Source organism: Pseudoalteromonas sp. JC3, from assembly GCF_030291895.1.
In the GTDB taxonomy this organism is placed as follows: Bacteria; Pseudomonadota; Gammaproteobacteria; order Enterobacterales; family Alteromonadaceae; genus Pseudoalteromonas.
The window spans coordinates 1,633,926-1,652,346 of the sequence record NZ_CP127855.1; the positions used below are offsets into that span (position 1 = coordinate 1,633,926).

Consider the following 18,421-nt stretch of genomic DNA (forward strand, 5'->3'; position numbering starts at 1 on the left):
ACGCATATTGCATTTGTTGCTATGTGTCAATTTTTTGCTTGTGTTAAGTTATGGAATTTAAAGCGGTTTTACAACAACTCAATCGAGATAAAAAAGAATATGCTAAAGGTGTGGGTACTCCATTGTTGGTGCTTGCAGCACTTGGCATGGTTATTCTGCCGCTACCTCCTTTTTTGCTTGATATTCTATTTTCCTTCAACATTGCATTGGCACTTGTGGTGCTATTGGTGACTGTTTATACCTTGAAGCCACTCGAATTTGGTATGTTTCCGGCGGTACTACTGATCGCGACTATCATGCGATTGGCATTAAACGTAGCGAGTACTCGAGTCGTATTACTTGAAGGTCATAATGGTGGTGATGCGGCAGGTAAGGTGATCGAAGCCTTTGGTAGCGTTGTTATTGGTGGTAACTACGCCGTCGGTTTAGTTGTATTCCTTATCCTTATTATTATTAACTTTGTTGTAATTACCAAAGGTGCAGGTCGTATTTCTGAGGTGTCTGCGCGTTTCACCCTCGATGCTATGCCGGGTAAGCAAATGGCCATTGATGCGGATTTAAATGCCGGTTTTATCTCTGCAGATGACGCCCGGGCTCGCCGTGAAGAAGTGACTCGAGAAGCCGATTTTTACGGTTCAATGGACGGTGCAAGTAAATTCGTTAAAGGTGATGCTATCGCAGGTATTGTGATCCTTGCTATTAATATAATAGGTGGCCTTTTCGTTGGGATGATCCAGCATGATTTAAGCTTTGGTCACGCGATGGAAGTTTATACCATGCTGACGATTGGTGACGGTCTGGTCGCGCAAATTCCTTCTCTTTTACTCTCAATTGGTACTGCAATTGTCGTAACGCGTCAAAATGAATCGCACAACATGGGCGATCAGTTTAAAAACCAACTGGGTAATGAAAAATCGCTGGCTATTGCTTCAGGTATTTTGATCACCATGGGACTCGTTCCTGGCATGCCACATGTTGCCTTCTTAGGGTTAGGTGTATTACTTGGCTATATAGCCTATTACACAAGTCAGCAAAAGAAAAAGGCGGAAATCGAAAAGGCGGAACAAGCTGCCAAAGGACCTGCTGCGAAAGGAGGCCATCAACAAGATCAAAAAGAGCTTGGTTGGGATGATGTACAACCTGTTGATGTGATTGGTTTAGAGGTAGGTTATCGCCTAATCCCTCTAGTTGACCAAGCCCAAGGCGGGGAGCTTCTCAGTCGTATTAAAGGGGTGCGTAAAAAGCTATCTCAGGAACTGGGCTTTTTAGTACCGCCGGTACATATTCGCGATAACCTAGAATTAGATCCAAATGCATACAATATTACTTTAATGGGAGTTGGCTCAGGAACCGGTGAGTTGAAGCATGGCGATGAGCTCGCAATTAACCCAGGGCAGGTGTTTGGGCCGATTAAAGGCATAGAGACTAAAGATCCTGCATTTGGCTTAGATGCAGTATGGATTAAACCAGATCAAAAAGATGAAGCGCATTCACTTGGCTATACAGTAGTAGATGCTGCAACTGTGGTGGCAACACACATTAGTCAATTATTGACGAATAATGCGTCACTATTGCTTGGTCATGAAGAAGTTCAAAATCTATTAGACATGCTTGCGAAAAGTCACCCTAGATTAGTTGAAGGCTTAGTGCCTGATATTTTACCACTCACTACCGTAGTAAAAGTACTACAAAATCTGCTTAATGAAGGCGTTGCAATTCGAGATATGCGCTCGATTGTACAAACCTTAGTTGAGTACGGACCACGTAGCCAAGACCCTGATGTATTAACGGCTGCGGTAAGAATTTCATTACGCAGATTGATTGTTCAAGATGCCGTTGGAAGCGAAGAAGAGATTCCTGTCATAACATTGGCGCCTGAGTTGGAACAGATGTTGCATCAGTCACTTCAGAACGCAGGTGATGAGGGGGCAGGTATTGAACCTGGCTTGGCTGAGAGGCTTCAAGAATCATTAAGAGAAGCACATCACAACCAAGAAATGCTAGGGGAGCCGTCCATCTTATTAACCTCAGGTATGTTAAGAAGTGTACTGTCTCGATTTGTTAAACATACAATTCCAGGTCTTCGAGTGATGTCATATCAAGAAGTGCCGGAAGAAAGACAAATTAAGATAGTGAGCTCGGTTGGACAATAGAGGATAAAGGGGCTGTAACATGAAAATTAAACGTTTCTTCGCAAAAGATATGCGTACGGCTTTGAATGAAGTAAAAGAAGAGCTTGGTGCTGATGCTGTCATCATGTCTAACAAAAAGTTAGCAGATGGTGTTGAAATCGTCGCAGCAGTTGATAATGACCGTGCTGCTGCACCTGTTAAGCAAGCTCCAGCTGCCCGTGCGACTGCCTCAAACGAGGCTCCGACCCGCTTTGTCCGTCCAGAGTCTCGCCAAGCACAGCCAGCAAAACAAGCGCAAGTTGCCGATAGCTTAGCGGCATTGCTAGAGCGTCAAGCGCCGCGTCCTCGCTCACCAGAACTTGCTTCTATGTTCTCCCAGTCGGGGATTGATACAGAGCAAATGTTAAGCAGCCAACGTAAAACACAAACTGCTGCGCCGGCGCACCAAGCGAAGCCACAGCAAGCTCGTCGCCAATCTTTTGACTTTGATGATGATGGATTTGAGCAACCACAGCAGTGGATCGAGTCTGATGAATTAGACAACGGTTTTGGTGATGATTTACCTGAGTTAAATGCCAAGCCTGACGAAATGAGTGCGATGCGTGAAGAGATGAACGCTATTCGTCAATTACTTGAACATCAAGTATCTGGTCTAATGAAACAAGAAATGGCTCGTCGCGATCCAACCCGTGCGTGCCTTGTAGATCGTCTGGAAGGAATGGGCATAGACAAAGATGTCGCTGAGCAAATGGCATGTTTTATCCCTGATGATGTGTCTCGTAAAGAAGCTTGGGACGCGCTGTTGAATATGGTAATTAACCAAATGCACACCACCAACAATGATATTCTTCGTCAAGGTGGCGTATTTGCAATGGTTGGTCCAACTGGTGTTGGCAAAACCACAACGGTTGCAAAATTAGCGGCATTAGGCGCACAAAAATACGGTGCAGATAAAGTGGCGCTAATAACCACCGATACCTATAGAATCGGCGCTTACGAGCAACTAGCTACCTATGGTAGAATCATCGGTTGTCCGGTTAAACAAGTTAAAGATGCAAATGAACTTGCAGAAGTGCTTTATCATTTACGCAATAAGCGTCTAGTATTAATAGATACGGCGGGAATGAGTCAAAGAGATTTGCGCTTAACTGAACAGTTAAATACACTTATGCGTAGCGCGAGAGTAGATATTCGTAGCTATTTAGTGTTGAGTGCGACAGCACAGATGAATGTGTTACAAGAAACAGTAAGACACTTCAAAAAAGTAAATTTAAGTGGCTGTATTTTCACAAAACTTGATGAAAGTCTAAGTTTGGGTGAGATAATTAGCATAGCGATTCAAAATCGCTTGCCAATAGGGTATCTTACCAACGGTCAGCGAGTGCCAGAAGACATTCGCGTAGCAAATGCTCAAAAGCTAGTAAAAAAGGCTGAGCAATTGTATTTAAAAAGAATAAAAGCACAGCACTCTCGACGTGTACCTGTAGCGTCAGAGTCAGTAGGAATGTATGATTAACACAGTTTTAGATCAAGCAAGTGGCCTGCGTAGAATGAGTCAAAATAGCAACCAGGGTGTAAAAGTAATAGCCGTGACCGGTGGTAAAGGTGGGGTGGGTAAAACCAATGTCTCGCTCAATACTGCCATCGCTATGGGCCAACAAGGACAGCGAGTTCTCGTTTTAGATGCGGACTTGGGCTTGGCAAACTGTGATGTGATGTTAGGGCTCCGAGTAGAAAAGAACCTTTCACATGTGTTGTCGGGTGAATGTGAACTAGATGAGATTCTCGTAGAAGGTCCCGCTGGTATCAAAATTGTGCCAGCTACTTCGGGTTCTCAAAGCATGGTGGAGTTGACTCCCGCAGAGCATGCTGGACTTATTCGCGCATTTAGCGAGCTTAACACTCAATTTGATGTTTTAATTGTTGATACCGCAGCTGGTATCTCAGATATGGTTCTGAGCTTCTCTCGAGCTGCACAAGATGTGATGGTTGTTGTGTGTGATGAACCGACTTCTATTACGGATGCTTATGCGTTGATCAAAGTTTTAAGCAGAGAGCATGGCGTTTATCGTTTTAAAATAGTTGCCAATATGGTCCGCAGTATGCGTGAAGGGCAAGAATTATTTGCTAAACTTTCAAAAGTTACAGACCGTTTTCTTGATGTAGCATTGGAATTAGTGGCCACAGTACCATTTGACGAAAACATGCGTAAGTCCTCTCGTAGACAAAGAGCAATCGTGGATTTATTTCCGAGCTCTCCAGCAGCAGTTGCAATTAAAGGACTTGCTGCCAAGGCAGTTAAATGGCCAATTCCTCATCAACCTTCCGGTCATCTAGAATTTTTCATTGAACAACTTGTAAACGGGTGATTATGGCTTCTCCGGTCAACAGAGCTGCGGGATATCAAACTTCTGACCATATCCATAAAGTGGTCGAGAGACATGCTCCACTTGTCAAAAAAGTGGCATGTCACCTGATCGCTCGGCTTCCGGCAAGTGTGCAGCTCGACGATCTAATTCAATCAGGTATGATTGGATTGATTGAAGCATCTAAAAATTTCGATGCTACTAAAGGCGCTAGTTTCGAGACCTTTGCGGGGATACGCATCCGAGGTGCAATGCTAGATGAAATCCGTCGCGGAGATTGGGCCCCTCGGTCCGTACATAAAAACAGCAGAATGGTAGCCGAAGCGATATCTGAGCTCGAATCTCTCCTTGGCCGCGAACCAAAAGACACTGAAATCGCTGAAAAACTTGATATATCTTTAGATGAGTACCATCATATTTTACATGATGTAAATGCAAGTAAAGTCATCGGCATTGAGGATCTAGGGGTTGATGAAGATGTGATAACCCCAGCAAACAGCGATTTTGCGCTAGACAAACCGTTTAATAACGTTAAAAATGAACGTTTTAACGAGTCTTTAGTAAATGCTATCAAAGCACTACCCGAAAGGGATGCTCTGGTGTTGTCACTTTACTATAACGACGAAATGAATTTGAAAGAGATTGGTGCCATCCTTGATGTCAGTGAATCTCGAGTAAGCCAAATTCACGGTCAGGCAATGATAAAGCTCAAAGCTAAAATCAATGACTGGATAAATTAGAGTACATAAAATAGTTGGGTTCGAACCTCACTGGAGGAAGTTTTGGATAAGAACATGAAGATTCTCGTGGTTGATGATTTCTCTACTATGAGAAGAATAATCAAAAACCTATTAAGAGATTTAGGCTTTACCAATGTTCAAGAAGCTGATGATGGTAGTACAGCACTTCCGATGCTACAAAATCAGGAGTTTGACTTTGTAGTAACTGATTGGAACATGCCGGGCATGCAAGGTATTGATCTGCTTCGTGCAATACGCGCAGATGAAAAGCTTAAGCACATTCCAGTGTTGATGGTTACCGCAGAAGCGAAAAAAGAACAAATTGTTGCAGCAGCGCAAGCTGGGGTGAACGGATATATTGTTAAACCGTTTACTGCAGGTACGCTCAAGACTAAGCTTGAAAAAGTATTTGAGCGACTAGGCTAAACAGCAAGGGGATATGGCCTATGTCTGTAAATGCTGCGCCGCAAATTACACTTGAACAAGCCAAGCAACTTGTTGAGCTACTAGAGCAAGGTGAACAAGAAAAAGCTGACCAGCTGATTTTAGAAGCTGCTAACAAAGAGCAATCGGAGTTATTTGCAGAAGTTGGAAAGCTAACTCGCCAATTACACGAGTCCTTGAAGAACTTTGAGCTGGATACTCGACTCTCAGATCTCACGACAGAGGCTATACCTGACGCCAAGCAGCGTCTTAATTATGTTATGGAAATGACAGAAAGCGCTGCTAATAAAACGATGGACGCGGTCGAAGAAAGCTTACCTCTTGCGCAGAATCTTGCGGATGAGTTAGCACAAATAAAGCCTACTTGGGATCGGTTGATGAGCAGAGATATTCAACTCGGTGAGTTTAAATCTCTGTGTCATGATCTCGACAGCTTTATGCAGACTTCAAAGACACGTACAGACGAATTACAAGGCTTAATGACTAATGTGCTGATGGCGCAAGACTATCAGGATTTGACTGGGCAGGTCATCCGTCGAGTCATTGAGCTTGTGAGAGAAGTAGAAGATAGTCTCATTCACCTTCTAACTGTGTTTGGTACTTCGGATGAAGCGCCTGCAGTTGCAGAAAATGCGAATGAAAACGAAATAAAAACAACTGAGACTATCAGTGATGAATTGTCTGGACCTGAAGGTCCAATTATTGACGCTGAATCGCGAGATGACGTGGTTTCTGGTCAAGACGAAGTCGATGACTTGCTATCTAGTTTAGGCTTCTAGTTGGAGAGTGTGTATGAGCTTTGAAGTCGATGAAGATATCTTGCAGGACTTTCTTGTTGAAGCAGGCGAAATATTAGAACTGTTATCTGAACAGCTTGTTGAACTAGAAAATAATCCCGAAGATAAAGAACTTCTCAATGCGATTTTCCGTGGCTTCCATACTGTTAAAGGTGGAGCAGGCTTCCTCGGTATGACCGAACTGGTTGATGCCTGTCACGGTGCAGAGAACGTGTTTGATGTACTAAGACAAGGGCAGCGAAAAGTAACGTCAGAATTAATGGATGTTATTTTGCAATCTTTGGATACGATCAACGAAATGTTCGCTTGTATTCAAAACCGAGAGGAACCCGAAGCTGCCGATCCTGTGTTGCTTGAAACCCTCCATAAACTCAGCCAACCTGCATCTGAAGACGAAGTCAGTGAAGTGATTGAGGAACCTGTTTCAGAGCCAGAATCTGTTGTACCAGATTTAAGTGCGGATGATATTCTATTCGATGCGGACGCAGATTCAGGCGATGATAGCGGCTCTAGCATTGATGAGATAACAGAAGAAGAATTTGAAAATCTATTAGATGAGTTACACGGCTCTGGTAATGCGCCTGCTGTCGCACCGGCGGCTAAACCTGAAACGGTGTCAACTGCAGATGACGGCGATATCACCGATGACGAGTTCGATAATCTCTTAGATGAACTCCATGGGGTTGGGAAATTTGGTGGAGCACCAAATGCAGAAGATGCGGCTACTTCTCAAGCCAGTGAGCCTGCGGCTAAAGCAACGTCATCAGGCGCTGCGAGTGTGCCCTCTGGAGATGAAGAAATTACCGATGATGAGTTTGAGGCTTTGCTTGACGAACTTCATGGTAAAGGCAGTGCTCCTAAAGCGGTAGATGAATCGCCGACAGATATCTCAGAAGCTGAGCCAGCTCAACCTGAGCCTGCTAAAGCTGCGCCACCTCCGAAACCTGCTCCAAAGCCTGCGCCTAAAGTTGAAGCTAAACCTGCGACTCCAGCCCCGCAAAAAGAGCCAGAGCCTGCAAAAGCTTCTGCGCCAGCAGCTGCAAAGAAACCTGCTGCGCAAGCTGAGACTACAGTGCGAGTTGATACCAAACGTCTTGATGAAATCATGAATATGGTTGGCGAATTAGTATTGGTGCGTAACCGCTTGGTTAGTTTAGCGAATAACACCAACAGCGAAAGCATGGGTAAAGCTATTTCGAACCTTGATGTAGTGACCGCAGACTTGCAGGGCGCTGTGATGAAAACGCGGATGCAGCCGATCAAAAAGGTATTTGGTCGTTTCCCTCGAGTGGTGAGGGACCTTGCGCGTAGCTTGAAAAAAGAAATCAACCTGGTTTTACAAGGTGAAGAGACAGATTTAGATAAAAACCTTGTTGAGGCGCTCGCAGATCCATTGGTTCACTTAGTGAGAAACTCAGTGGATCACGGTATTGAAATGCCTGATGTGCGCGAAGCATCGGGTAAGCCAAGAATGGGGACTGTCACGTTGTCAGCATCTCAAGAGGGGGATCATATTCTTCTCACCATCCGAGATGATGGCGCCGGTATGGATCCTGAAAAACTCAAGAAAATTGCTATAAATAAAGGCGTTATTGACTCCGATCAAGCAAGCCGATTGTCTGATACTGAAGCCTATAACTTGATCTTTGCACCTGGATTTTCAACAAAAGAACAAATTTCAGATATTTCTGGTCGCGGTGTAGGGATGGACGTTGTTAAAACGAAAATCACTCAATTGAATGGCTCGGTAAACATCCAATCAGAATTGGGTGTTGGTACCGTATTAGAGATAAAAGTGCCGCTTACACTGGCTATTTTGCCTACCTTGATGGTGGTAGTCGGAGAACAAACGTTTGCGTTACCACTTGCCGGTGTGAACGAGATCTTCCATTTAGATTTGACTAAAACGAATGTAGTTGATGGTCAATTGACTATTATAGTGAGAGAAAAGGCGATCCCGTTATTTTATCTTGAGCATTGGTTGGTAAAAGGTGCTAATAGGGGCATGAGAAAGGCTGAAGGCCATGTTGTTATTGCTCAAATCGGTACCAAGCAAGTCGGTTTTGTGGTTGATTCTCTGATAGGCCAAGAGGAAGTCGTAATCAAACCATTAGATGCTTTGTTACAAGGTACACCAGGTATGGCCGGTGCGACCATCACATCTGATGGTGGTATTGCGCTAATCCTTGATGTCCCCAACTTATTAAAACACTACGCCTAATTTTATTAGGCGTAGTTCGAATTCTAGAGCAGCATGTGCTGCTCTGCTGTAGAGCAAATTAAAGAGCGTTGCCAATGGCAGTTAAAGTGTTAGTCGTAGACGACTCCAGTTTTTTTCGTCGTCGAGTCAGTGAAATTTTAGAAAAAGACAGTGAAATCAAAGTTATAGATTTTGCAGTTAATGGAAAGGAGGCGGTTGAAAAGGCCGCTTCATTGCGTCCAGATGTCATTACTATGGACGTAGAGATGCCTGTGCTTGATGGGATCAGTGCGGTGAAGCAGATCATGCAGGCTACTCCGACCCCAATCTTAATGTTTTCTTCGTTAACTCGTGAAGGCGCTAGTGCTACGTTAGATGCACTGGATGCGGGCGCTGTAGATTTTTTACCGAAAAAGTTTGAAGACATTGCCCGCAATAGCGAAGACGCAATTAAATCGTTACAAAACAAGGTAAAGGAAATTGGCCGCCGCCGAGTTAGCCGCTTTACGCGCCCTAGTATCGCGACTCCGCCAAAGCGCGTCGAGTCTAGAGCAACTCGCGCTGACACTGGAAGAGCAACGATCCCTCAACCGGATAGAAGTTTTCAGAGACCGGTATCTGGTGGCACATCCAGTGCTGCGGGTGCTAGAGCATCAGGTAAGAAATATGGACTGGTTGCAATTGGTACATCAACAGGTGGACCCGTTGCACTGCAGACAATATTGACGCAGTTGCCAGCAAACTTTCCTCATCCAATTTTACTTATCCAGCATATGCCTGCGGCATTTACACCTGCGTTTGCAGCAAGATTAAATAGTTTATGCCAGATTAAGGTTAAAGAAGCAGAACAAGGTGATAGATTAATGCCAGGCATGGCCTATCTAGCGCCTGGCGGCAAGCAAATGCTGGTTGAAAATCGCGGTGGTAGTAAGACACTAAAAGTGTTTGAAGATGATAGTCCAAGGATCACCTATAAACCCAGCGTTGATGTGACATTTGCAAGTGTTGCAAAAGCCTATGGTGGCGACACGTTAGCGATTGTATTAACGGGGATGGGCGCTGATGGTCGAGATGGCGCTCGTATGCTAAAACAGGTTGGTGCCACCATTTGGGCGCAAGATGAAGCGACTTGTGTCGTTTATGGGATGCCTCAAGCAGTCGCTGGCGCTGGACTTTCGTCTGATAGTATCGCGCTACAAGACTTTGCTGCAAGAATTAATAAAGAAGCTGGTAACTAATAGGCTAAGCCACGATTTGGTTATTTTGCTTGAAGCTTGTAAATATCAAACGTCTAAAAAGAATGAATAACATTGAGTTGGTATAGTATCTATTGAACGCAATCAATAGTGATAAGCAAAGGAATATAGAGTGAAAATTTGGACAGTAGCAAATCAAAAAGGTGGCGTGGGTAAAACCACGACAACGGTGAGCTTAGGAGGCATTCTTGCTGAACAAGGTCATCGGGTTTTGCTTATTGATACCGATCCACATGCTTCACTTACATATTACTTTGGTATTGATTCTGAAGAGTTGGAAGTCAGTGTGTATGATATTTTTGCACGCGGCAGCAGCATGACGAGTGAAGAAATTTTACAGTCTCTTTGCCCTTCGACTATTGAAAATTTGGATATTCTGCCTGCTACTATGGCCATTGCTACGCTTGATCGTAGCATGGGTAATAAAACGGGCATGGGACTTATCTTAAAGAAATCGCTCGAAAAGATAGCGGATCAATATGACTATGCTATTTTAGACTGTCCACCAGTGCTCGGGGTATTGATGGTAAATGCATTAGCAGCGAGTGAGCGAATTTTGGTACCGGTTCAAACTGAATTTTTGGCGTTGAAGGGACTAGATAGAATGATGCGCACGATGGAGCTAATGCAGTCTTCACAGCAGAAACAGTACCAATATACTATTATTCCAACTATGTATGATAAACGGACTAAAGCGTCGTTGGAGGCGTATAAAACGTTGCTGGAAACATACAAAGATGCCGTTTGGCCAGGTGTGGTTCCCGTAGATACCAAGTTTAGGGATGCAAGCCTTGCACAACAAGTCCCTGTACAATTTTGTCCTAAATCACGAGGCGTGTTCGCTTATCGTGCACTATTGGACTATTTGAAGCAGTTAAGCTAGAGAGCATAATGAGTAAGCATTTATTTGCAAATGAGAAGGTGATGAAGCAGTATCTTGGTGCCCTGTTGCAAGAGGAGCCAGAGATTGAACAATGCGAATTATCACCAGTTGCAAAGCTACTTGAACAAGTAAAAGAACCTAAATCAGAACTTGAGGAAATAGAATCCTCAGTCGTAGTTGCAACAGAACCTCTGGAGTCAGTGAGTGAAGTTATTCAAGAACAGCCGAGTAAATTGGCTCATGATCTTGAAGTCACTGAAAATACATCTATTATCAAAGAACAGGCAACGATAGAGTCTGTTTCTGCAAGGGAAGCCTATCAAGAAGGTGAATTTCAGGCATTGTTTTTTGAAGTGGCAGGCTTAACACTGGCGGTTCCGCTGAAATCACTTGGGGGAATACACCAACTGGGCGAAGTCAATCAACTCTTTGGTAAACCTAAATGGTTTAAGGGTGTGATGCTAAATCGTGAAGAAAAACTCAATGTTGTTGATACTGCACGATGGGTGATGCCTGAAAAGTTAACGCCAGAATTAGAAGATACGCTGGATTACCAGTATTTGATTACACTTGGGGATAGTAACTGGGGACTGTTAGCAGAAAAACTAGTCAACAACTTAACCCTCAAGCCTGAAGACATAAAGTGGCGCACAGCAGATGGTAAACGGCCTTGGTTGGCTGGAGTGATTAAAGAGAAAATGTGCGCGCTGATTGATGTAGAGAATTTAAACCGTTTGCTAGAACAAGGCCTCGATAGTCGAGAGCAGTAACTAGTATATTGATGGAGTGAAACCATGAGCCAAGATAGACTACTTTCTGCAGACAAAAATGCTGATAGTAATGATGAAGTATTGCAATGGGTTACTTACAAGCTTGAAGAGGAAACTTACGGTATCAATGTAATGCAAGTACAAGAAGTGCTGCGTTACACCGAAATTGCACCAGTCCCAGGTGCACCAAGCTACGTACTCGGGATCATTAATCTGCGTGGTAACGTTGTAACGGTTATAGACACGCGAGCTAGGTTTGGTCTACAAAGTGCTGAAGTAACGGATAATTCAAGAATTGTGATTATCGAAGCCGAAAAGCAAGTTATTGGTATCTTAGTAGATAGCGTTGCTGAGGTGGTTTACTTACGTAGCTCGGAAATCGACAGCGCGCCAAACATAGGTACCGAAGAGAGCGCTAAGTTTATCCAAGGCGTATCAAATCGAGAAGGCGAGCTGTTGATCTTAGTCGATCTTAATAAGCTATTAAACGATGATGAATGGGATGAGCTGAGTCATATCTAGATGTCTGAAGTAGTAAACGCACAAACCGTTTTACTCGTTATATCAATAACCTCAAGCATACTTGCGTTAGTATGCTTGAGGTTTGTTTTTGTGCTGAGTAAAAAACTACAGAATGCGCAGGGGCAAACAGCGCAACTTTCGAGCTCACTGCAGGGGTCTGAGCAACAAATAGCAATATTACGCAGCGAAGTTGCGGAGTTACGTGCCAGTATCATGAGTATTGGTAAGCGGGTGGTCGCAACCGAGCAAGAGTTAAATGACGTTGCGAATCAGCAAGCAGCACAGAAATATGATGACCCTGACGCTAAAATGTATTCTCGCGCCGTGAAAATGGTGGAGCTTGGTGCTGATATTGAAGAGGTGATGCACGAGTGTGAGTTGCCAAGAGCTGAGGCAGAGCTGCTCATGTCTTTACATAACAAATCAAAATGATTGTCTAGGGCCTGTTGACCTTTCAAGTTTGTTTTTGCAGCAGTTTGATTGGTATTTATACAAGGCAGAGCCTGCGTAGCATAGTTATTCTATGTAAGTTAGGCGATAACACAGAAGAAATTCCAATCAAGCGCTGCCCTTTGGGTTCCCCTGAGTGCGCTTTGTTCTTTGTTGCTCAACTTTTGCCTAGATTACTAGGCGGCAAGTCGAGCGTCGCGATCAAAACACACTCAGGAGAACAAAAATCAAACAGCAAAGGTCAACAGGCCCTAGAAAGTAGGAAATTTTGGCTATGCCTTAATATCTAACTTGCCACGAAAACCTTCCCAACCAGGTGGAAACTTACCACGCATAATGTAAGAAAAAGCGATGAGTTCAGCAATCACATAGTAGAGTTCCTTTGGGATCTCTTGGTGTAACTCAAGTGCACTGAGTGTTTGTGCTAATGATTCATCCTCATGGATCATGATGTTTTTCTCTTTTGCCAGCGCAATAATTTCCTCTGCTAGTTCGCCATATCCTTTAAAGGTGACCTGAGGTGCGCTACCAGCTTCATATAACAGCCCGATTGCAGATTTTTGTGTCATTTCTTTACACCTTAATGTTGATAATTGCGTGTTCATTAAAGAACTTATCTTGAAAGCTGGCTTCTTCCCTAAGGCCTATCTCTGCGACTTGTAGCCCATGAGATGCTAACTTATGTCTGAGCGTTGCCAAATGTGGCTCTGCGAGCTGCTTGACCTGATTGGAGGTGGCTACTAATGCACATTCCAGGGCTTTATCCATCAGCTCGGCTTGGGCATGGATCTGACCTTTTTCTGCAAAATCAAAACAAAGACGAATAAACCACACAGACTTCTCCGGCATACCAGGTTTCGGCGACTTTTTATATTCACCTATTTGTAATTGTGTTTGCTGTTGCTCTTGTCCTACTTTGGTGGGAAAGAGTAGGTTAATAATTAACTGTGCTTCGCTGTCTTGTTTCGCAGAGTTGGTGGTTGTAGTTTGTGATTGTTGCGGTTGTAGTTGGTTATGCAATTGTCCTAATTCGTTTAACAGCTCTTTTGCTTGTGGTTGTTGTAGCGCTTCAGTTGTTTGCTTGGGTGAGGTCAACTTCAGTTGTGGTAGCAGCGCATCCAGTAAAGCTTGTATTTTTTGCGTTGCTTGCTCATTGCTCTGAGTTTGGTTTGCCACCTGACTACCTAATAGCGACACAATTAAACGGTCCAACATTTGTGTAAAGCTCGATTGAGCTAAACTTGTTGGCGTGTTAGCAAAGGTTGCCATGCCCAGTTGGCTTTCTAACTGGTTTTTAACGGTGAGCGCGTTGACTGAACGGTCATCAAGCAAGCGCGAAAATGCTTGATTGACTAATTTCTGCAATTCAGGCGTTTGTTTGAATGTATCTGCTTTGACGAGCTTTTCGATGGTTGCAGAAGCTTGGCGTAACATGTTTGGTGTGTTTTCTTTTTGTTCGGCCTTAGTCATGGGCAGAGTAAGCAGAGCTTCAATTACCCCTTTAGTTTGATTGCTGGTAGGCTGCGGTACTTGAGAAGGCGTAGCGGTTACTTTTGTGCCTTGTGAATGTGTTGTAGATTGCAACTGGAACGTTTTAGCCGAATCTACAGGCGCAGAACTCGCTTTACGATAAAGCGGCCGCGCTAAGACTTGTGTCAGCTGTTCAACTTGCTTATTGCTAAGCGACAGTTTACCCGTGAGAGTGTCCAATAATAAGGACAGGGCTTTTTGTTTCACCTCAAAATCAACCGGTGGCGCTTGATATTTTGGTGTTTCTGCGAGCTGGTGTTGTAAGTAACGAGCAATGGAGCTGGCTAACTTTTCGCTTTGCAAGGGGAAGTGACTTTTTTGCAACGGTAATGGTTGCTTTGCCATCAGCTCTGTAAGATTCAGTTTTATTTGGTTTGTGAGCTGTTGTAGTGGTGTGCTTGGTTTATTCTCATTGTGAGCACTTACTTTCTCACTTTGCATATACAGCACTGAGGTCGAACGACTCAAAACATGACTTTGGCCGTTCTTGACTGGGGAGTTCGCGGGCTGATCAACCTGATTTGTGAGTGGCTTCCCAAAAGGTCTTCCGATCAGTACTTGCAACGCTTTTACTACTGTTGACTTAATTTGTTGCAGATTGACTTCAAGTAACGGTTTGTCATACGCCAGCGTATGTACTGATGCTAAGCGTGACTCAAGCGGTAAGGGGGTTTCCTTATTCACTGCAGTGACTTGTTGCAGCAAAGCGCTAAGCGGCTTTATGGTCTCTACTTTTACTTGTTGTGTCGATTTTGTGATATCAATTCCATTGAAAGCCGTTTTTACTTCGCCTTTTTGCCATGTGGTTGCTGCAGGCCAGTTACTGCTTATTGGCGATAAGGTTATTGAACGGTCATGAATGTTAAGTGTTACTCCACTTGGCTGAGGCTTCACCTCAACACTGCTAAGTTGACTAGAGATAAGTTTTGCAATCATTGACTTAGGTAAAGCCGTACTAAACAGCAAGTCTTTAAATTGATTGACGACCTGCAAGGAAACATTACTTTGTTGGGCACTAAGATGCGCAATGAGTTTGTTTTCACTTGCGAGCAATTGTGCCACGGCTTGCGGAAGCGGTATTTTTAAATCAAGTGCCTTGATGTGTAATGTGGCGTCTGGCAACGTAGTTGCTGAAGACTGTACTACTGGGCTTGGCGTGTGCGTCTTTAGCGTCGTTAAAATATCAAAAAGCTGTTTTGTCAGCGTTACTTGCGCTTGTAATTTGGGCGTTTGAAAGGTGACCACCTTGCCAGTTTCATCAATACTAACCTGTGCTTCTGGAAGCTGATTGGGCTGGGTTGGAGGCTTAAGCGCTAGTTGGATAGTTTGCCAGCGGCCATCAATTGCCACATCCATTTTTAGTTTATCGTTACTAATTTGGATATTCTTCGCTGCAAACGGTTGGTTTTTGGCTAAGTCTAATCTCGATACTTCGCTATTATCTGTGCTTATCACAGATGCTGTCGTCGTATTTGTTGTAATTGGCAGCTTATTCATTATTTTAAATCAAATTTTCGCTAATCGGTCGCATCGGATTATTCGTATTACCATACCATTATGTTAGACTAACGCCCAATTTTAGGTAAAGAGAAGCCCAAGTTTGCTAGAGATAGACGCCGTCACTTGTACCAAACAAGATAGATGCTTGTTTGACTCATTAAGTTTCACTCTCCATGCGGGGCAGATCATGCAAATTGAAGGCCCAAATGGTGCCGGAAAAACCTCTTTGTTGAGGATCATTGCTGGGTTCGCCAGAGCGGATGAAGGGCAGATCCGCTACAACAGCACTGATATCCGCGATGATTATGATTCATTCGCTGCCGATTTATTATTTATTGGTCATAAGACAGGTGTCAATCAACAACTTAGTGCCTACGAAAATGTTCAACATTGGCTTATGGTTCACGGCGCTCAGGCAGATGAAGAAGAAGTCTATACACTGCTTGCTAAGCTCGGCTTAATCGGACTTGAAGATGTACCTGTGCGAACGTTATCTGCGGGTCAACAGCGCCGTGTTGCATTAGTACGTTTGTGGCTTAATCAAGCCAAGCTTTGGGTGCTAGATGAACCATTTACTGCGCTGGATAAAAAAGGGGTCGCCATGTTGCAAACCCAGTTCCAGTCTCATCTCGACAAGGGGGGCGCCATTTTATTGACGACCCACCAAGATCTCACCGCACATTTTGCACAGTTACAAACCTTGGCGTTGGAGTACCGTTTGTAATGCAGACTCAACATTCTTATTGGTTAGCTTTTAAATCGGTTTATGCCAAAGATGTGACCTTGGCCTTTAGACAACGCGCTGAGATAGTCAATCCTTTGTTGTTTTTCCTTATCGTGATCACCTTATTTCCGTTAGCAATTGGGCCTGAACCTGCGCTGCTTACCAGAATGGCACCGGGTATTATTTGGGTAGCGGCACTTTTATCGACTATGTTAGGTCTAGATAAATTATTTAGGGACGATTACAACGACGGCTCATTAGAGCAATTGATTGCTTCACCTTATCCATTATCGCTATCAGTATTAGCAAAAGTAGCAGCGCATTGGACAGTCAGTGGTTTGCCTATGGTGGTGCTTGCGCCGTTGTTTGCGCTGTTAATGAATCTCGAGTCGCAATCTCTCAATGCGACTGTATTGACCTTACTGATAGGTACACCGTTATTAAGTTTTATTGGGGCCATTGGCGCAGGACTCACCGTTGCATTGCAAAAGGGTGGCATTTTAATGAGTTTACTCGTCCTTCCGCTTTATATCCCCGTATTGATTTTTGCAACGTCCGCCATAGATACCAGTAGCATGTCTTTAGCGTATGGTGGTCAGCTTGCAATCCTTGGTGCGATGCTTGCCGTCGCAATTGTTGCCGCACCAATTGCCATATCGTCAGCTTTAAGAGTGAGTGTAAGTTAAAATGTGGAAGTGGTTACATCCTTATGCCAAAGCGGAGCGTGCTTACCAACTGTGTAACACCTTGCTTCCTTACTTTGCCGTGATTGCGGTAGTGGGCTTAATTGTTGGATGGGTTTGGGGGTTAGCCTATGCGCCAGCCGACTACCAACAAAAAGACAGCTATCGTATTATCTTTATTCATGTACCGTCGGCTATCTGGTCGATGGGCGCATACTCGTCTATGGCTATTGCGGCTATTGTTGCCTTGGTATGGCAAATTCGTAATGCTGAACTGGCGGTTATAGCCATTGCACCTATTGGTGCGGCAATGACTGCGATTGCGTTAATCACTGGTGCTGCTTGGGGTAAACCTATGTGGGGCGCTTGGTGGGTCTGGGATGCAAGATTGACTTCAGAGCTTATCCTATTGTTTTTGTACTTCGGTGTTTTGTCTCTATATCATGCCTTTGAAGATAAAAAATCAGGTGGTCGAGCTGCCTGTATTCTTGCCATTGTCGGGGTCGTTAATCTGCCTATTATTCATTTCTCGGTAGAGTGGTGGAATACGCTGCATCAGGGATCAACTATCACCAAATTTGATACTTCAGCGATTGATCCTTCCATGTTGTGGCCTTTGTTGATCAACATAGTGGCGTTTGCTGGTGTGCTTGGCGTGGTTACGCTAATTCGTTTGAAAAATGAAATTTTACGAAGCGAGCAACACCGTCCTTGGGTCCGCGAATTAGTGAATAGGGGTTAATCATGCAGTTTGAATCCTTCAGTGAATTTTTAGCCATGGGTGGCTATGGCTTTTATGTTTGGCTCTCATTCGGCTCATGTGCATTAATACTGGCTGGTATGTTAGTCGGCTCTATCTTGGATGGTAAGAAGCTAAAGCAAGCAGTTAAAGCGCAAATGGCAAGAGAAGCACGGATTAAAAAAGCAAAAAAGGAGTCGCAAGCATGAATCCTAGACGCAAAAAGAGATTATTCACCGTTGCTGCCGTAATCTTTGGTATTGGCGCAGCGGTTGGGCTTACGCTTTATGCACTACAAGAAAATATTAATTTGTTTTACACGCCGAGCGAGCTTGTTGAAGGTAAAGGTGAGTTAAAAGAAATCCCGCAAATTGGCCAGAAGCTGCGTATTGGCGGTATGGTTGTGCCAGGTTCAGTGGTGCGTGATGAAACGTCTTTAGATGTGTCATTTAAACTTATCGACACCGGCCCTATGGTTACTGTTCGTTACAAAGGCATCCTTCCAGACCTATTCCGTGAAGGCCAAGGTATTGTAGCGCAAGGGACGTTAGTTGAGTCTAATGTAGTTGAAGCGTTTGAAGTACTTGCCAAGCATGATGAAGAGTATATGCCATCAGAAGTGGCTGAAGCCGTGAAAGGCATTAAACACGAAAAGCCAAAATATAATTTAAACAGCGAGAACTAA

The 18,421-nt window shown here is 44.0% G+C and carries 19 protein-coding genes; 17 read left to right on the plus strand and 2 right to left on the minus strand.

Going from position 1 to position 18,421, the window contains the following annotated elements; translation table 11 throughout:
* Nucleotides 1-50 precede the first annotated feature (50 nt).
* The 12 genes from flhA to QSH61_RS06750 all read left to right on the plus strand — a co-directional run bounded on the left by flhA (nt 51) and on the right by QSH61_RS06750 (nt 12,542).
* A complete protein-coding gene (gene flhA, locus QSH61_RS06695; RefSeq protein WP_039492505.1) occupies nt 51-2,153 on the plus strand; it encodes a flagellar biosynthesis protein FlhA in 2,103 nt (700 codons plus the stop codon).
* Between the two features lie 19 nt (nt 2,154-2,172).
* Nucleotides 2,173-3,648 (plus strand): flagellar biosynthesis GTPase FlhF, encoded by a 1,476-nt coding sequence (flhF, locus tag QSH61_RS06700; protein WP_206471585.1) that lies wholly within the window; start codon nt 2,173-2,175, stop codon nt 3,646-3,648.
* A complete protein-coding gene (locus tag QSH61_RS06705) occupies nt 3,641-4,501 on the plus strand; it encodes a MinD/ParA family protein (protein ID WP_010606369.1) in 861 nt (286 codons plus the stop codon). Before flhF ends, QSH61_RS06705 begins: the two co-directional genes overlap by 8 nt.
* A 2-nt stretch (nt 4,502-4,503) precedes the next feature.
* Nucleotides 4,504-5,238: an RNA polymerase sigma factor FliA gene (locus QSH61_RS06710; protein ID WP_010369105.1), complete on the plus strand. Its 735-nt coding sequence runs from the start codon at nt 4,504-4,506 to the stop codon at nt 5,236-5,238.
* A 42-nt stretch (nt 5,239-5,280) separates the two neighbouring features.
* A complete protein-coding gene (gene cheY / locus QSH61_RS06715) occupies nt 5,281-5,664 on the plus strand; it encodes a chemotaxis response regulator CheY (RefSeq protein ID WP_010369104.1) in 384 nt (127 codons plus the stop codon).
* 20 nt (nt 5,665-5,684) lie between these two features.
* A complete protein-coding gene (locus QSH61_RS06720; RefSeq protein ID WP_010606370.1) occupies nt 5,685-6,461 on the plus strand; it encodes a protein phosphatase CheZ in 777 nt (258 codons plus the stop codon).
* Between the two features lie 13 nt (nt 6,462-6,474).
* A complete protein-coding gene (locus tag QSH61_RS06725) occupies nt 6,475-8,700 on the plus strand; it encodes a chemotaxis protein CheA (protein WP_010606371.1) in 2,226 nt (741 codons plus the stop codon).
* A gap of 74 nt (nt 8,701-8,774) precedes the next feature.
* Nucleotides 8,775-9,917: a protein-glutamate methylesterase/protein-glutamine glutaminase gene (locus tag QSH61_RS06730; protein WP_010606372.1), complete on the plus strand. Its 1,143-nt coding sequence runs from the start codon at nt 8,775-8,777 to the stop codon at nt 9,915-9,917.
* A gap of 130 nt (nt 9,918-10,047) precedes the next feature.
* Complete coding sequence (locus tag QSH61_RS06735; protein ID WP_010606373.1) at nt 10,048-10,818, plus strand: ParA family protein; 771 nt, start codon at nt 10,048-10,050, stop codon at nt 10,816-10,818.
* 8 nt (nt 10,819-10,826) lie between these two features.
* The gene (locus QSH61_RS06740; RefSeq protein WP_102056491.1) at nt 10,827-11,588 is read left to right on the plus strand and encodes a chemotaxis protein CheW; all 762 of its coding nucleotides are present in this window, start codon (nt 10,827-10,829) and stop codon (nt 11,586-11,588) included.
* Between the two features lie 24 nt (nt 11,589-11,612).
* Nucleotides 11,613-12,110 (plus strand): chemotaxis protein CheW, encoded by a 498-nt coding sequence (locus QSH61_RS06745; protein ID WP_102056492.1) that lies wholly within the window; start codon nt 11,613-11,615, stop codon nt 12,108-12,110.
* Nucleotides 12,111-12,542, plus strand: coding sequence for a DUF2802 domain-containing protein (locus QSH61_RS06750; protein ID WP_102056493.1), 432 nt, complete (start codon nt 12,111-12,113; stop codon nt 12,540-12,542). It begins immediately after the preceding gene.
* Nucleotides 12,543-12,832: 290 nt separating this feature from the next.
* On the opposite strand, the gene QSH61_RS06755 is transcribed toward QSH61_RS06750, so the two are convergent.
* On the minus strand, nt 12,833-13,129 hold the full coding sequence (locus QSH61_RS06755) for an EscU/YscU/HrcU family type III secretion system export apparatus switch protein (RefSeq protein ID WP_174168559.1): 297 nt from the start codon (nt 13,127-13,129) through the stop codon (nt 12,833-12,835).
* Between the two features lie 4 nt (nt 13,130-13,133).
* Nucleotides 13,134-15,587, minus strand: coding sequence for a flagellar hook-length control protein FliK (fliK, locus tag QSH61_RS06760; protein WP_206471586.1), 2,454 nt, complete (start codon nt 15,585-15,587; stop codon nt 13,134-13,136).
* A gap of 103 nt (nt 15,588-15,690) precedes the next feature.
* Here fliK and ccmA point away from each other — a divergent pair, with 103 nt between their 5' ends.
* From ccmA to ccmE, 5 genes are read left to right on the plus strand one after another with little or no spacing between them, the layout of a single operon-like run.
* Entirely contained in the window at nt 15,691-16,314 is a 624-nt protein-coding gene (gene ccmA / locus QSH61_RS06765; RefSeq protein WP_081489968.1) for a cytochrome c biogenesis heme-transporting ATPase CcmA, read from the plus strand.
* Nucleotides 16,314-17,000 (plus strand): heme exporter protein CcmB, encoded by a 687-nt coding sequence (ccmB, locus tag QSH61_RS06770; RefSeq protein ID WP_010606377.1) that lies wholly within the window; start codon nt 16,314-16,316, stop codon nt 16,998-17,000. Before ccmA ends, ccmB begins: the two co-directional genes overlap by 1 nt.
* 1 nt (nt 17,001) lies before the next feature.
* Nucleotides 17,002-17,739 (plus strand): heme ABC transporter permease, encoded by a 738-nt coding sequence (locus tag QSH61_RS06775; protein WP_010369087.1) that lies wholly within the window; start codon nt 17,002-17,004, stop codon nt 17,737-17,739.
* 2 nt (nt 17,740-17,741) lie between these two features.
* Nucleotides 17,742-17,945 (plus strand): heme exporter protein CcmD, encoded by a 204-nt coding sequence (gene ccmD / locus QSH61_RS06780; RefSeq protein WP_206471587.1) that lies wholly within the window; start codon nt 17,742-17,744, stop codon nt 17,943-17,945.
* Nucleotides 17,942-18,421, plus strand: a complete 480-nt coding sequence (gene ccmE, locus QSH61_RS06785; protein ID WP_206471588.1) for a cytochrome c maturation protein CcmE — start codon at nt 17,942-17,944, stop codon at nt 18,419-18,421. The genes ccmD and ccmE overlap by 4 nt, the downstream gene beginning before the upstream one ends.

Coding starts and splice junctions, on each gene's coding strand:
- flhA (WP_039492505.1), top strand. CDS start 51: ATGGAATTTAAAGCGGTTTTACAACAACTCAATCGAGATAAAAAAGAA.
- flhF (WP_206471585.1), top strand. CDS start 2,173: ATGAAAATTAAACGTTTCTTCGCAAAAGATATGCGTACGGCTTTGAAT.
- QSH61_RS06705 (WP_010606369.1), top strand. CDS start 3,641: ATGATTAACACAGTTTTAGATCAAGCAAGTGGCCTGCGTAGAATGAGT.
- QSH61_RS06710 (WP_010369105.1), top strand. CDS start 4,504: ATGGCTTCTCCGGTCAACAGAGCTGCGGGATATCAAACTTCTGACCAT.
- QSH61_RS06720 (WP_010606370.1), top strand. CDS start 5,685: ATGTCTGTAAATGCTGCGCCGCAAATTACACTTGAACAAGCCAAGCAA.
- QSH61_RS06725 (WP_010606371.1), top strand. CDS start 6,475: ATGAGCTTTGAAGTCGATGAAGATATCTTGCAGGACTTTCTTGTTGAA.
- QSH61_RS06730 (WP_010606372.1), top strand. CDS start 8,775: ATGGCAGTTAAAGTGTTAGTCGTAGACGACTCCAGTTTTTTTCGTCGT.
- QSH61_RS06740 (WP_102056491.1), top strand. CDS start 10,827: ATGAGTAAGCATTTATTTGCAAATGAGAAGGTGATGAAGCAGTATCTT.
- QSH61_RS06745 (WP_102056492.1), top strand. CDS start 11,613: ATGAGCCAAGATAGACTACTTTCTGCAGACAAAAATGCTGATAGTAAT.
- QSH61_RS06750 (WP_102056493.1), top strand. CDS start 12,111: ATGTCTGAAGTAGTAAACGCACAAACCGTTTTACTCGTTATATCAATA.
- QSH61_RS06755 (WP_174168559.1), bottom strand. CDS start 13,129: ATGACACAAAAATCTGCAATCGGGCTGTTATATGAAGCTGGTAGCGCA.
- fliK (WP_206471586.1), bottom strand. CDS start 15,587: ATGAATAAGCTGCCAATTACAACAAATACGACGACAGCATCTGTGATA.
- ccmB (WP_010606377.1), top strand. CDS start 16,314: ATGCAGACTCAACATTCTTATTGGTTAGCTTTTAAATCGGTTTATGCC.
- QSH61_RS06775 (WP_010369087.1), top strand. CDS start 17,002: ATGTGGAAGTGGTTACATCCTTATGCCAAAGCGGAGCGTGCTTACCAA.
- ccmD (WP_206471587.1), top strand. CDS start 17,742: ATGCAGTTTGAATCCTTCAGTGAATTTTTAGCCATGGGTGGCTATGGC.
- ccmE (WP_206471588.1), top strand. CDS start 17,942: ATGAATCCTAGACGCAAAAAGAGATTATTCACCGTTGCTGCCGTAATC.